Origin of the sequence: Roseibium sp. AS2 (assembly GCF_038900065.1) — a bacterium.
In the GTDB taxonomy this organism is placed as follows: Bacteria; Pseudomonadota; Alphaproteobacteria; order Rhizobiales; family Stappiaceae; genus Roseibium.
Genome location: NZ_JBBMQN010000006.1, coordinates 353,103 through 366,659, shown reverse-complemented (window position 1 = coordinate 366,659; position 13,557 = coordinate 353,103). Strand labels below are relative to the sequence as shown.

Annotated in this window: 10 protein-coding genes and 2 tRNA genes; 5 read left to right on the top strand and 7 right to left on the bottom strand. The window is 60.5% G+C overall.

Going from position 1 to position 13,557, the window contains the following annotated elements:
- The first annotated feature begins 272 nt into the window (after window positions 1-272).
- The 3 genes from WNZ15_RS19535 to WNZ15_RS19525 all read left to right on the top strand — a co-directional run bounded on the left by WNZ15_RS19535 (window position 273) and on the right by WNZ15_RS19525 (window position 2,971).
- A complete protein-coding gene (locus WNZ15_RS19535; RefSeq protein WP_342894686.1) occupies window positions 273-1,121 on the top strand; it encodes a hypothetical protein in 849 nt (282 codons plus the stop codon).
- Between the two features lie 120 nt (window positions 1,122-1,241).
- The gene (locus tag WNZ15_RS19530) at window positions 1,242-1,766 is read left to right on the top strand and encodes a DUF4365 domain-containing protein (protein ID WP_342894685.1); all 525 of its coding nucleotides are present in this window, start codon (window positions 1,242-1,244) and stop codon (window positions 1,764-1,766) included.
- Window positions 1,763-2,971, top strand: a complete 1,209-nt coding sequence (locus WNZ15_RS19525; RefSeq protein WP_342894684.1) for a hypothetical protein — start codon at window positions 1,763-1,765, stop codon at window positions 2,969-2,971. The genes WNZ15_RS19530 and WNZ15_RS19525 overlap by 4 nt, the downstream gene beginning before the upstream one ends.
- A 329-nt stretch (window positions 2,972-3,300) precedes the next feature.
- On the opposite strand, the gene WNZ15_RS19520 is transcribed toward WNZ15_RS19525, so the two are convergent.
- Window positions 3,301-3,375 (bottom strand) — tRNA-Gln (locus tag WNZ15_RS19520).
- A gap of 490 nt (window positions 3,376-3,865) precedes the next feature.
- Between WNZ15_RS19520 and WNZ15_RS19515 the strand changes: the two genes are divergently transcribed.
- Window positions 3,866-3,942, top strand: a tRNA-Pro gene (locus WNZ15_RS19515).
- Between the two features lie 244 nt (window positions 3,943-4,186).
- On the opposite strand, the gene WNZ15_RS19510 is transcribed toward WNZ15_RS19515, so the two are convergent.
- The 6 genes from WNZ15_RS19510 to WNZ15_RS19485 form a co-directional block, all read right to left on the bottom strand.
- On the bottom strand, window positions 4,187-5,614 hold the full coding sequence (locus tag WNZ15_RS19510; protein WP_342894683.1) for a gamma-aminobutyraldehyde dehydrogenase: 1,428 nt from the start codon (window positions 5,612-5,614) through the stop codon (window positions 4,187-4,189).
- Window positions 5,615-5,651: 37 nt separating this feature from the next.
- Window positions 5,652-6,482 (bottom strand): ABC transporter permease, encoded by an 831-nt coding sequence (locus WNZ15_RS19505; RefSeq protein WP_342894682.1) that lies wholly within the window; start codon window positions 6,480-6,482, stop codon window positions 5,652-5,654.
- Window positions 6,472-7,422 carry an ABC transporter permease gene (locus tag WNZ15_RS19500; protein ID WP_342894681.1) on the bottom strand — a complete coding sequence of 317 codons (951 nt, stop codon included), beginning with the start codon at window positions 7,420-7,422 and terminating at the stop codon, window positions 6,472-6,474. Before WNZ15_RS19500 ends, WNZ15_RS19505 begins: the two co-directional genes overlap by 11 nt.
- Window positions 7,419-8,408, bottom strand: a complete 990-nt coding sequence (locus tag WNZ15_RS19495) for an ABC transporter ATP-binding protein (RefSeq protein ID WP_342894680.1) — start codon at window positions 8,406-8,408, stop codon at window positions 7,419-7,421. Before WNZ15_RS19495 ends, WNZ15_RS19500 begins: the two co-directional genes overlap by 4 nt.
- A 110-nt stretch (window positions 8,409-8,518) precedes the next feature.
- Window positions 8,519-9,679: an ABC transporter substrate-binding protein gene (locus WNZ15_RS19490; RefSeq protein ID WP_342894700.1), complete on the bottom strand. Its 1,161-nt coding sequence runs from the start codon at window positions 9,677-9,679 to the stop codon at window positions 8,519-8,521.
- A 195-nt stretch (window positions 9,680-9,874) separates the two neighbouring features.
- Window positions 9,875-10,783, bottom strand: a complete 909-nt coding sequence (locus tag WNZ15_RS19485) for a LysR family transcriptional regulator (RefSeq protein WP_342894679.1) — start codon at window positions 10,781-10,783, stop codon at window positions 9,875-9,877.
- 535 nt (window positions 10,784-11,318) lie between these two features.
- On the opposite strand from WNZ15_RS19485, the gene WNZ15_RS19480 reads away from it, so the two are divergent.
- Entirely contained in the window at window positions 11,319-13,496 is a 2,178-nt protein-coding gene (locus WNZ15_RS19480) for a hypothetical protein (RefSeq protein ID WP_342894678.1), read from the top strand.
- Window positions 13,497-13,557: the final 61 nt, after the last annotated feature.

Below are 13,557 nucleotides of genomic sequence, written 5' to 3'. Positions count from 1 at the left end.
GAAATTGCTCGTGCCCATCATGGCCTCCTTGCCTCAAATTTAGGAAAGAAGGCGTCTACAAATCTAGGGGCTATTCATTCGATGCCGCGCGATGGAATGACAGGTTCGGGGCCGCCAAGAGACCGGCCGCCTTTCGGGAGCGGAGCCAAGAAAGCAGACATCCGTTTGCGTTCAAAATAGACTTTAGGTCGGAATTTCGTTCAAGCAAGAAATCAACTTGCGCACATTATCTCAGTCCAGCAAACTGCCCTTCGAATAGCACCGGGGGGCGTATGAACGACTTTAATCGCATGACCATTGTCGCCGCAGCCGAAGTGGTGGCGGCGTTCAACACGCATAACGATATGGAGGTGCTCGAAGTCCAGTGGGGTATATCAGGTCGATGCAACGCTTCAAGCAAGTCAGGGCGCGTCGCGGCACTAGCTCGAATAGCCGCAGACGAGGACATCGAGGTCATGACAGAAGTCGGTCTTGTAACCCTCGGCAGAGCCTTGGTCGAGTTAGCCATCAAAGCCCCGGAAAATGCTAAGCGTGCTGATAGCTGGAAGAAGCTCGTTGCGGGATTACGGTTCGACGGGTTTGAAGTCATCGAAATCGAAATCGAATCGAATTCCCGTTGGGGCGGAACACAAATCGAAACGGTGATGACGCTCGCCCGAATGCTTCCCGCCGATGTTCCCGAACTTGAATTTCGGGAAGCAGAAAATGAAATTGTCCAACTTCTTGATCGACATGGGTTCACAGTGGCCAGAGGCCACCTCAGGTTGGCGCTTTCGGCATTCCAGCGCGGAGAATGGTCGCCTGCAAACGGCGAACTTCGCAAATTCTATGAGAGTTATCTGAATGAAATCGCCGACAAGCTCGGTTATACAGGTGGCCAGGACAGCAAGGCGAAGCGAGATTTTCTGGGCATCCTGGAGCCGCCATTCCTACTCTCAGATTACAATGAGTGGCATGCTAACAATCAGAAACCCCAATATGTTCAGGGATTGATGAACAGGATGCATCCGCATGGAGGCCATCCAGGTCTATCCGAGGAGGAAGATGCTACTTTTCGACTCCAAATCATCCTGGTGACTGCCCGATTGTTCCTCCGTCGCTTTGACCAAAGAGCCAAGTGATGCCGTCAGTAGATCCCCAAAGATAAAGGCAAGCTGCTTTCACCGTATTTTCAGCGAACTTCTTCATTTGACTTTATTGTAGCGGACGATATTCAGGGAGGCACGGCCCGGGGGTTTTGAGTGCCAATTACGATCGAGCATACGAAAGAAAACCTGTGTGCAGCGCATATATATGCGATCTGCGCGTCGGCAGGCGTGCTTCTTGGACACGCCCACGTCCATGATTACGGTGTTGACGGAAGCTGCAACACGGTGGTTCACCGCGGCAAGCGACGCGTGGTGTCGGGCTTCCCGCTTGATTTCCAAGCGAAGTCGACAGTCGACTGGGAGATCAACGAAAACCACGTCGTCTACGATCTAGAATCTAAGACCTACAATGATATTGTCTCTCGTTCGGCGGCGGAGACCACTCTGATGTTGGTCCTGTTGTGCCTACCTAAGAATTCTGCGGATTGGCACTCGGTCACCGCGGACTTCACGACTTTGCGGAATTGTTGTTTTTACCATACCTTCAAAGGCACGCCAGTAGACAACGAAAAGTCGACGAAACGGGTTAAGATACCGATCGCCCAGCTCCTTACTCCGGACAGCCTCATTCAGCTGCTCGAAGCGGAAAAATCGCGGCGGGAGAAGCAGGCGGCATGAAGGATCTCCGCGAGACCGGGCCGGGCGCCGTGCCATTGGACATGCTGCGGCGATACCTTGCCGCCACAGGTTGGCATGTCCGTGTCGCCGAACCAGAGGCAGACAGTCTAGAGACTCTAGCCGCGACAGTGCTTCTTCAAAGCCGTGAGGGCGGCAGCCGAAACTTTGTGGTTTACGTGTCCAGCGCTCCGGACCTTGAGGCTATCGAGCTTATTGTGCCGAACAGTGTGCAATCTTCGGAGTATGCTTCGCAAGTGGCTCGGGTGATCGATGCACTTTCGGTCGTCGAGGATCGCTCGACCTTGGATGTTGCCCGAGCAATCCGCGAGGTGGCCTTCGATGTTGTTCGCTCTCGCATTCCAGACGCTCTAGTTGTTGATGACTCGATTCGCATGGAAATGGCTCAAAGCTTCGTAAGCGGTATTAGAAATGTGTTGGCCGCTACGGCCAATACTGAATTGGAGCCGCTACCCTATTTCCTGAGGACGAAAAAGGAGGCGTCAGAATATGCGAACCGCTGCCGCTTCGGTCACACGTTCCGGGGTAGCTTCGGCTTCACAGTGGAATCTCCCCTTGAGCCAAACAACCAAGCTGTTCTACCCGGTATCGCACCCGCCCCTCCTTTCGAACGGCGCGTTATCCAACGGATGGTGCGAGGCATGAGGACCGTGTCCGTAGCGGTTTCGGCTGATAGCGCCGACCCCATCACCGATTCGATCAAGACGGGTTTTAGTGCAAATGTGTGCGAACAACTAGCGTCATTGATCGACGGTACTTCCCCCAATGGGATCGCTTTCGATTTTTCCTTCAGCCCCGAATGGGTGGGTACCCACGCTGCCCCCCCGCAGGAAGCGCATTTCGAGCTTGGGCGGCCTCAAGTCGAGGTTATCAGAGAAGCGGCGAAGTTACTCCGAGCGCGGGTAATGTCATGGGAAGAAACAGTATTTGGCCGGGTTATTAGACTCGCGTCACAAGCCGACCCTTCCGACCTGACGGACACAATGGGTGAGCGCGAGGTCGCCATCTTGTGGTCGAGTGAGGCGACTGGGGATATAACCGTGCGGACTTCGCTCAGCGCCACAGACTACCTTCAGGCCGTCGAAGCCCATGCGGCTGGGCGTCCAGTGGCAGTGAGCGGCACTCTTGAACGCCGAGGGCGCCGATGGGTGCTAATCAATCCAGCAAATTTTCATTTTCCTGGCTGAAACTCGGCCCCGAACAATAGCGGCTTCTAGGATTCCTCAGACCCGTCGCGAACGACTGGAACGGGGACGCAAAGAGGTCGACTCGCAAAATCCTGCAGGAGGGCACTCAAACCCGCGCGCTCCGAAAGCGATATTTTAACGTCAAATGAAAGAGGATTAAACAAGGCGAATTTAAACGCCAAAAAAGGCTCCATTTGGAAAAAATTTGGGTGCCAAGTGAAGTTGCGCGAAACGCCAAACGAAGTTGCGCGCTACAACAACAAGGTACATCCTGCGAATTGGGCTTCAAGCTGCACAGATTCAAAAACAAATTTTCGAAAAGGAAAAACTGGCTGGGGTGGAAGGATTCGAACCTTCGCATGCCGGTACCAAAAACCGGTGCCTTACCGCTTGGCTACACCCCAAGGCCGTGGGAACGCTGTATAACGATGTCGTTTGAGATGCGCAAGCCTTGCCGCGGCTCTTGCCCCTGCCCTCGCCCAGGGTTTTCCCCAGGCGGATTTACACGGCGTTTCAGAACCGGCCTGGCGCGCCCCGGCACCTCTCGGGGACGGGGCCCGTCATGGCGCGTGGCGCACCAGTCCCCGGGTGTTCGGACGGGGCTCGAGAGGCCCGGCAGGCCAGGAGACAGCACCGCGCCCGGCCCGGCGGAAAGGTGTGTCGAAAGGCAGCGGAAACCGGCACATGCGGGCTGCCCGGGCAGCCGCGTCACCTCCAGAACCCGCCTCCCGGTCGGGCTGTCCCCTTGCGGGATTTCGCGGTTTTCAAAAAAAATCGGGGTGCCGGAGCAAAGCCCTTGCGGGAACAGGTCAGCTTTGCTAAATGACGCTCCACGCAGCGCGGGTCCGCCCCGCTGTTCCCGTTGGATTTTGCATCAAGATCCAAACAACACGTCGGAGTGTAGCGCAGCCTGGTAGCGCACCTCGTTCGGGACGAGGGGGTCGGAGGTTCGAATCCTCTCACTCCGACCATTCTTTTCAAGGTCCATTCTGGTCACATGGCTTCCGGCAAGCGCGTCGGGCAATCCTTGCGCCGTGCCCGAAGGTTTCCCCAATAGTTTTGGCCGGGATCGCCCGGAAACCGGGCCCGGCCGTCACCGGCCTGACAGGCGCGCGTGCGACAGCGCCCGCCAGCGGCACTGCCGCTTTATCCGAGACGGCCCGGCGGTCTCAAATGGTGCCAAACTGGAGCAGACGTCACCCTGCGCTTGCAGCGTCAGCCGTGGGCGATCATGACGTGGCGGACCGCGGTGTAGTCTTCCAGGGCATAGTGGGACATGTCCTTGCCGTAGCCGGACTGCTTCAGGCCGCCATGAGGCATCTCGTTGACCAGCATGAAGTGGGTGTTGACCCAGGTGCAGCCGTAGCGCAGGCGCGCGGAGGTCTGCATGGCCCGGGAGACGTCCCGGGTCCACACGGAAGACGCCAGACCGTAATTGCTGTCGTTGGCCCAGTTGACCGCCTCTTCGTCTTCGCTGAAGCGGGTGACGGAGACCACCGGCCCGAACACTTCCCGGCGCACGATTTCGTCCGACTGGAGCGCTCCCGCGATCACGGTGGGCTGGTAGAAGAAGCCGTTGCCGCCGTGCATCTTGCCGCCGGCCGTCGCTTCCATATGCGGCTGTTCCAGCGCCCGTTCCACAAAGCTGGCGACCCTGTCGCGCTGGCGCAGGGAAATGAGCGGCCCGATCTCGTTTTGCGTGTCGTCTTCCTGAGCAAATCTGATGGAGGACACGGCGGACGACAGCTCGGCGACGAACCTGTCGTAGATCTTTGCGCCTGCATAGATGCGGCAGGCCGCGGTGCAGTCCTGACCGGCATTGTAATAGCCGAACGCCTTCAGCCCCTCGACCACGGCTTCCAGATCCGCGTCGTCGAAGACGATGACCGGGGCCTTGCCGCCGAGCTCAAGATGGGTGCGCTTTACCGTCCTGGAGGCAGCCTGCAGGATCTTCTTGCCTGTGGCGACATCCCCGGTAATGGAAATCATGTTGACCTTGGGGTGGTTGATCAGCGCATTGCCGACGCTGTCGCCGCGGCCAAGGACGACATTGACGACGCCCTCCGGCAGTTCCTCGGCCAGGATCCCGGCCAGTTTGAGCGCCGTCAGCGGGGTCTGCTCGGAGGGCTTGAAGATCACCGTATTGCCGCCGGCGATGGCTGGCGCCAGCTTCCAGGCCATCATCATCAGCGGATAGTTCCAGGGGGCGATGGAGGCGACGATGCCGATCGGATCCCGCCGGATCATCGAGGTGTGGCCTTCCATGTATTCGCCGGCCGCCGAGGCCGGCACGCAGCGGACCGCACCCGCGAAGAACCGGTAGCAATCGACGATGGCCGGGATTTCGTCTTCCCTGGCCGCATTGATCGGCTTGCCGCAGTTCAAGGCCTCCAGGGCAGCAAAGCCATCGGCCTCCGCCTCGATCCGGTCGGCGATCTTCAAAAGATAGCCCGCCCGGTCCGCCGGTGTGGTTCTGGACCAGGTGGCGAAGGCCTTGTCGGCGGCGGCTACCGCCCGTTCCACCTGGTCGAGCGAGGCTTCCGGCAGGGACAGAATGGTTTCGCCGGTGCGCGGATTGATGATGGCTTCCTCGGCTTCCGTACCTGCCTCGAAAGCACCGCCGATGAGCATTTGGGTATCCATTGGGTCGCTCCTGTGTGAACTGTCTGTTCGCGTCATGTCACTTGCCGTGACCGGCGACCTTGTCGCCGTCGCGGGTGAGGTAATAGGCGCCGAGGATCGGCAGGAAGGTCACGAGAACCACCACCATGGCCACCACGTTGGTGACGGGCCGCTGACGGGGGCGCACCAGTTCTTCCAGCATCCAGATCGGCAGGGTCGCCTGCTGACCGGACGTGAAGGTGGTGACGATGACCTCGTCGAAGGACAAGGCAAAGGCGAGCATGCCGCCGGCAAGCAGCGCCGTACCGATGTTCGGCAGGATCACGTGCCGGAGGGTCTGGAAGCTGTTGGCGCCCAGGTCCATGGACGCCTCGATGAGCGAGGCGGAGGTGCGGCGGAAGCGGGCGACCGCGTTGTTGTAGACAACCACCACGCAGAAGGTCGCGTGACCGAGAATGATCGTCCACATGGAATAGGGGATGTCCGCGAGATTGAAGGCGGACCGAAGCGCGATGCCGGTGATGATGCCCGGCAGGGCGATCGGCAGGATCACCAGAAGCGACACCACCTCCCGTCCGAAAAAGCGCGACCTTGCGACAGCCGCCGCGCAGAAGCTGCCCAGCACCATGGCGACAAGCGTGGAGATGGCGGCCACCTGCAGCGACAGCGTCAGTGCCTCCCAGACGTCCGGCCTTGCCCAGGTCACGGCGAACCACTTCACGGTCAGGCCGGGAGGCGGCCACTGATAGCTCTTTTCTTCCGTGGTGAAGGCGTAGACGAAAATCAGCGCAATCGGCAGATGCAGGAACAGGAGCCCGCCGGCGGCCGCGATCTTCAGGCCCAGCGGGGCCTTGCCGTTCTTGCTTTTCGCGGTACGGTCAAAGGGCATCGAACGCTCCCAGCCGCTTGGCACCCCAGAGATAGAATCCCATGATCACGATCGGAACCACGGTGAAGGCGGCCGCAAGCGGGATGTTGCCGGCCGTGCCCTGGTGGGCATAGACCGCCTGGCCGATGAAGAGACGCGAGGATCCGACGATCTGGGGGATGATGTAGTCTCCGAGGGTCAGCGAGAATGTGAAGATGGACCCGGCCACCACGCCCGGCAAGGCGAGCGGCAGCAGCACATGGCGCAGGGTCTGCGACGGTTTTGCGCCCTGATCGGCGGAGGCCTCGAGCAGGCTGGCAGGCACACGCTCCAGGGCGGCCTGAAGCGGCAGGATCATGAAGGGCAGCCACACATACAGGAACACGAGAAAGGTTCCGATGTAGCTGACCGACAGGGAATTGCCGCCAATGACCGGGATCGCCAGAAAGGCCTCCAGCACGGGCATCAATCCGACCTTGGTGAAAGCCCAGGTCAGAATGCCCTCCTTGGCAAGGATCAGCTTCCAGGCATAGACCTTGACCAGATAGCTGGACCACAGGGGCAGCATGACACCGATGTAGAACAGGGCTTTCCAGCGCCCTGTTGCATAGCGGGCGGCGAAATAGGCGACCGGAAACGCCATGATCGCGGCCGCGATCGTCACCGCGGCGGCCATCAGCACGGTGCGCGCGATGATGTCCAGATTGACCGGGTGCAGCAGTTCCCCGTAGGTCTTCAGGGTCCATTGATACTGAATGAGCCCGGTGAATTCGTCGATGGAGAAGAAACTCTGCGCCAGCAGCGCGAAGAGCGAGCCCAGATAGATCACCCCGAGCCAGAGCACCGGCGGGCCCAGAAGGACGGCAAGCAGAACGGATGGCCTGCGCCAGAGCACATCGGAGAAGCGGGCCAACAGGCCCGGCTGCACCGGCAGGATGGCCGAAGCGGTGACGACACTCATGTCCCCTGCCCCATGACGTGCAGTGCCTCGGGGGCCCAATCTATGGTGACGGTGTCGCCTTTTTGCGGAACCACGCCGCCGGAGGCGACCAGAGCCATCAGGGTCATGTCCCTGAACGCCAGCCTGACCTTTGTTGCCCCGCCCATGTAGCTGAGCCCGACGACGGTCGCCTCAGGACCCGATCCGCCGTTGAGGCGAATGGCTTCCGGACGCAGGCTGGCCGTCCCTGCCCTGCCGCTCAATTCCCGGACCATATCCGCAGGCAGGACATTGGACGATCCGACGAAATCCGCCACGAAGGGCGTATCCGGGCGCTGGTAGATTGCTTCCGGGGTTCCGACCTGCTGGACCCTGCCCTCATTGAAGACGGCGACACGGTCCGCCATGGACAGGGCTTCGCCCTGGTCGTGGGTCACGAAAATGAAGGTGATGCCGAGGCTCTGCTGGAGGCCTTTCAACTCGTCCTGCATCTGCTCGCGCAGCTTGAGATCCAGCGCGCCAAGCGGCTCGTCGAGAAGCAGGACCTTGGGTTCGTTCACCAGTGCGCGGGCCAGGGCAACGCGCTGACGCTGGCCGCCGGACAAGGCGCTGGTCGCGCGGTCGCCGTAGCCCGGCAGGCGGACAAGTTCCAGAGCCTCTTCCGCCTTCGCGCGCCGCTGCTTCTTGCCCATGCCGGCGATCATCAGACCGTAGGCGACGTTGTCGCGCACGCTCATGTGGGGAAAGAGAGCATAGTCCTGGAAGACGGTGTTCACGTTGCGCCGATAGGGCGGCACCCCCTCGGCGGTCTCGCCGAAGATCTCGATGTGTCCGGAGGTCGGCTGTTCGAACCCGGCGATGAGGCGCAGGCTCGTCGTCTTGCCCGAGCCGGAGGGGCCAAGCATGGCGAAGAACTCGCCCGCCCGGACTTCCAGATCGACCGCATCGACGGCCCGGATGTCGCCGTAGTGGCGGGAGACTGTCTTGAAAAGGACGGCAGATTGCATGTTCACAGGGGGTTCCTTCGCCAGCCGGCCGGGTCACGGTCTCATGGATGAGCCAGTGACCTGGGCCGGCAGGCGGGTCCGTTGAGGTTCCTTCGAAAAGCTGTCCCGGCTTAGCGGCCGCCAATCACGCCGATATAATCGGACACCCAGCGGTAGTAGGGAACACATTGTTCCTGGCTGTCGCACTTGGAGACCGGCGTGGTCCAGAACTTGATCTTGTCGAAGTCGTCCAGTCCGTTGGCGGTGCAGCCCTCCGCGGTCTGCATGCCGCGCCCGTCGGTGCAGGCCGCCGGAACGGACGGGTTGGCCCCGAACCAGACCGAGAGGTCACTCTGCAGGTTGGACGAGAGCGTGTGCTCCATCCACAGATAGGCGCAGTTCGGGTGTTCGGCGTCCGCGTGCATCATGGTGGTGTCCGCCCAGCCCGTGGCCCCTTCTTGGGGAAGGACGGAAGCGATCGGCAGATCCTCGCCTTTCAGCAGGTTGACCTGAAACGGCCAGGACCCGGAGGCGACGACACCTTCGTTCTTGAAATCGTCGATCTGGATGAAGGCGTCATGCCAGTAGCGCGAGACCAGCTTGCGCTGTGCGCGCAACAGGTCAAGAGAGGCGTCATACTGTTCCTGATTGAGCTCATACGGGCTCTTGATGCCCAGTTCCGGCTTGTGGAACATCAGATAATTGGCGGCATCGGCAATGTGGATTGGACCGTCATAAGCCTGAACCCGGCCCTTGTTGCTTTCGCCGTCGGAGAGGGTCATTTCCTCGAAGACGACCTTCCAGGAGGTCGGTGCTTCGGCGAAGGCTTCGGTGTTGTACATCAGGACGTTCGGACCCCACATGTAGGGCGTGCCGTAGTGAACGTCGTCGACCGTATGCCAGGGCGCGCTTTTCAGGCGGTCATCGACATCGCCCCAGCTCGGGATCAGGTCCACGTTGACCGGCTGAACCCGCTTGCCGGCGATCAGGCGCAGGGAGGCATCACCCGATGCGGTCACGAGATCAAAGCCGCCTTCGTTCATGAGGGCAACCATTTCATCGGAGGTGTTCGCGGTCTTGACCTCGACCGAACAGCCGGACTTTTCCTCAAACGACGTGACCCAGTCGAAATTCTTGTCGGTCTCACCGCGCTCGATGTACCCCGGCCAGGCGACAATGGAGACCGTGCCTTCCGGCGCGCCCAGTTCCGTCACCATGTCTGCGGCCTGCACGCTTGCGGCCTGGGATGCCACAATCGTTGCTATCGAACAGCAACTCAGAAATTTCTTCATCATCAAAGGTTCCCCTCTTCAAGGATCACGTGTGCGGAAGGCGCTTATTCTGGTTTTTATGCCGGCAAGAGTGCTCCGCCGCCTTCGCAATCGCAATTTCAAAAATCAGAAAGGTGCCATCGGTATTTCCGATATCAAAATACCGACCGTATCCGTAACCGGCCTGGACTGAGAGTGCAGGCCGGGAAGCCTCTGTCAGCGGTTGCGCAGCATCCGTTGAGCCTTGGCCAGTTCGATGAAGTTGGCCGTGGTCGGATTGGGGGTGGATCCCCGCCGCCAGACGATGCCGACCTGAACCACGGGCAGGCTGCCGCTCACATCGCGGGATTCAATCCGGTCCCCCTCCAGGGACCAGGGCCGGTAGACAAGATCCGGCAGAATGGCAATGCCCGCGCCGGTCGCGACAAGGGAACGGACCGCCTCGACCGAGCGTGTGCGGAAGGCGACGGGCGGCCGCGAGCCCAGCGCGCCCAGAAGCTTGCCGGTCGCCTCCTCGATCTCATCGACCGTCAGCATGATCAGCGGCTCGCCCATCAGATCGGGCAGCGAGACGCTGTCCGGCGTTTCCAGCCGGTGGCCGATCGGCAGCCAGAGACGATAGGGCGACACTTCCAGGATTTCCGATTGCAGGGCCATGGTGTCGCGCAAGTTGGAGACCACCATGACGGCAACGTCCAGCTCACCGCCGATCAGCAGGTGTTCCAGATATTCGCCGGTGTCCTCAAGGGCACTCACCTCCACGCCGGGATAGGCCCGGCGGAAGCGCGACAGGATATCCGACAGGACATAGCCGGCGACCAGTGACGTCACGCCGAGCTGCAATCGTCCCGGCGACGCGTCCGGCGGCTCCACGAAGGCCCGCCTCGCGTTCGATACGCTGGCCATGATGGATGTGGCATGGCGCAAAAACTGGTGCCCCTTGTGGGTGATCGTCAGCCCCCGGGAATGCCGCTCGAACAGGGCCACGCCGAGATCGCTTTCCAGTTCCTTGATCGCCTCGGTGACCGAGGACTGGGAAATGTTCAGGGACTTGGCCGCCCGGGAAATCGAACTGCGCTCGGCAGCCGCGACAAAATACTGAAGTTGTCGGATCGTGAAGGACATTCCGGACCAATCATGTGGTGAGTGAGGAAACCTAACCATCCACCTTTGCAGGCGCCAGTTCTATCTGACCGGCACCTGTTCGGCGTCGCAGGGCTTTCGCGCGACCAGAAGCAAAGCTTGCGAAGGCTGTTTCACGTCACATCGGGCGCTTCCTAGGGCCAAAGAAAAGTCGCAGTTGTGGTGCGCGCGCACGGTTGGCGCAATGACGCAGCGGCATAGGCGGGAACAGCCTTTCCGCATTGGCTGGCCGTATCGGCAACACCTCCGCGCGTATCACAAACCTCAAGAAGCCTCAGCAAACTCGCAGTACTTAATGCCCATTTTATAATATTCACAATTTTTTCATGTTTATCACTGCGCAGCACCAAGAAACTCTGCGCGCAGTAACGTTTTAATAACGTTTCTGTATTGGCCGCTCCGCACAATATCGACGTCTAAAGATTGGCGGTTACGCAGAGACGTTGCGATTGAAAACTCCGGCAGCACGCTCCGCCGCTCTTTGCAACGCACGCCTGATGACAAAGAGAGAGAGACCATGAAACTGCCTGATCCAGAAGCGCGCCGGCATTCGGCCTGCATGCGGCGCATCAAAGCCGCAAAGCAATCCACGGCGATGCCCTTCGATACGCATCCCGACAATGGTGAAGACGTCCCGTATATTTTCAATTTCAGAAAGGGTCTGAAGCACGACAAGAACGGTCTGGTCGATCCTGCTGACTATGAAAAGTTTCGCGACGGTCTGCTCGAACACCATCCCGAAACTTTTGCCGATGCGCCACTTGTCACCATGTACGCCGAAGACGATCTGGACGGCGGGCATGTTCCAAAACCGCCCGCAACGGACGCCTGCGGAAACCCGATGACCTTCGACAAATTGTTCCGTCAATGGGAAAGCCCGACCGGCGGATTTTCTTATGTTCTGCAAGGGCCGGACGCGCTCGCGATTGCCACCCCGCGCGCACCGGATGCGCAGTCGGCGGAGCTGGTCGCGGAAATGGCGGAAGTCTATCAGATGGCGCTCGACCGGGACCTTTCTGTCGCGGCGTATATGGACAAATCCCTGGTCGATGAACTGGCCGCTTCGATGACCGCAGCCGCACGCAAACGGATCAACGACGACCATGCCAAGGTGCAAGGTTCAGCGGATCTTCTTTCGCGGTTTCGCTGGTTCAAGGGGCACTCGGCACCGACTGACGAGAAGCTCCAGGAACGCCGGAGGCGGCGGCGGTTTGGCACGCCCCAGGAGCCCAAGAACCTCTATCGGGGCGAAGGTGAAGATCCCTGGCCGACCCCTTTCCTGTCGCAGTTCATGGTGATGGGGACCGGTGGTTCCTGTCCCGGAGACGCGCGCACCGAGCCGCGCAAGTCCGGGCAGATCGTCTACGGAGCCCAGCGTATCGATCAGGCGGTGCGGATCGCGACCCCGGGGCGCGATTACATGACGGCCTGGAAGGATTGGCGTAACGTTCAAAATGCCTATGACGCGCGCGGCGTGCTGCGAGCGCTTGCGGCAAAGGCCAAAGCAGACGGGCAAAGCGTTCAGGATCAGCAAAAGGTCAGCGAGGATTTGCTCAGCGCAACGGGCGCGGCCCAATACCGTCCGCTCACCCGGCTGCGCGATCTGGCAACCTATGTCCATGACGACCAGCTGTATCAGGCCTATCTGAACGCCGCCTTGATCATGCTGGCCGAAGGCTACGCGTACGATCCGGGCATCCCCTATCATGGCAACACGGCCAATGGTGCAGGCGGATCCGGCGGCAACCGCGAGCCTTTCGCAGTGTTTGGCGGCCCGCACCTGCTGACGCTGGTGACCGAGGTTTCAAGCCGGGCACTGCGGGCCGTACGCGCCTCGAAATTCCAGGTGCATCGCCGCTTGCGGCCGGAGGCTCTGGGGGCGCTGTTCCATACCGTTTTGTCCGGCTACAAACCCTCGGGCGAGACCGATGGCGCCGGCAATCAAGTTCCGGTTGAAATTCCGCACGGACACAAAGCCCGCAGCACGCTTGGGGGAACTGTGGCGCGTTATCTGTTTCCCAACGGCATGGGGACAGAGCCCGCGCTTTCGGATCTTCTCACAAAGGTCCGTGAGCACAACAAGGAGATCAACAAGGATCTCCAGAGCCCTGGAAACGCGCCGAGTTGGCTCCTGCCGATGGCCTTTCCCGAAGGGTCCCCAATGCATCCCGCTTATGGCGCCGGGCATGCCACAGTGGCCGGGGCATGCGTGACGCTGCTCAAGGCGTTCTTTGCGATGCGCGACAAGGATGATCCGGCAAAGCCGACCTATGTGGTGCCGCCGGGCGGAGATGCGATTGTCCCCGATCCGGGGGTCAGCATGGATGATGTGACCATCGACCTGCGCACGCTCAAGATCGAGCAGGGCCTCACCCTTGAGGGCGAGTTGAACAAATTGTGCTGGAACATCTCCAACGGACGCAACATCGCCGGGGTGCATTACTACACCGACTACATCGAGTCGGCGCTCCTGGGCGAGGCGATCACGCTCGGCATCTTGCGCGAGCAAATGACCTGCTACGACGACGCGGAAAACGTCTCGATGACGGTGCCGCTCCTTACCAGGCGGACGTTGCCTTTGGCGCTCTTGACCGACGGCAAAGGCGTGCAGGAAGGCGACGAGGTCACGGCGGTGAAGATCGATCGCGACGGCGTGCTGCACGCCGTGACCCTTGCACCGCGTATAGCCCCCTGACGAGCCCGACCCGGCCGGGAAACCCCGGCCGGGCACCTTGAACCGCGCAAAATGACGGAGA

Bases quoted from the DNA above. Each gene is read 5' to 3' on its own strand.
- WNZ15_RS19500 (WP_342894681.1), bottom strand. From the start codon at position 7,422: ATGAGTGTCGTCACCGCTTCGGCCATCCTGCCGGTGCAGCCGGGCCTG.
- WNZ15_RS19505 (WP_342894682.1), bottom strand. From the start codon at position 6,482: ATGCCCTTTGACCGTACCGCGAAAAGCAAGAACGGCAAGGCCCCGCTG.
- WNZ15_RS19510 (WP_342894683.1), bottom strand. From the start codon at position 5,614: ATGGATACCCAAATGCTCATCGGCGGTGCTTTCGAGGCAGGTACGGAA.
- WNZ15_RS19525 (WP_342894684.1), top strand. From the start codon at position 1,763: ATGAAGGATCTCCGCGAGACCGGGCCGGGCGCCGTGCCATTGGACATG.
- WNZ15_RS19490 (WP_342894700.1), bottom strand. From the start codon at position 9,679: ATGAAGAAATTTCTGAGTTGCTGTTCGATAGCAACGATTGTGGCATCC.
- WNZ15_RS19495 (WP_342894680.1), bottom strand. From the start codon at position 8,408: ATGCAATCTGCCGTCCTTTTCAAGACAGTCTCCCGCCACTACGGCGAC.
- WNZ15_RS19480 (WP_342894678.1), top strand. From the start codon at position 11,319: ATGAAACTGCCTGATCCAGAAGCGCGCCGGCATTCGGCCTGCATGCGG.
- WNZ15_RS19485 (WP_342894679.1), bottom strand. From the start codon at position 10,783: ATGTCCTTCACGATCCGACAACTTCAGTATTTTGTCGCGGCTGCCGAG.
- WNZ15_RS19535 (WP_342894686.1), top strand. From the start codon at position 273: ATGAACGACTTTAATCGCATGACCATTGTCGCCGCAGCCGAAGTGGTG.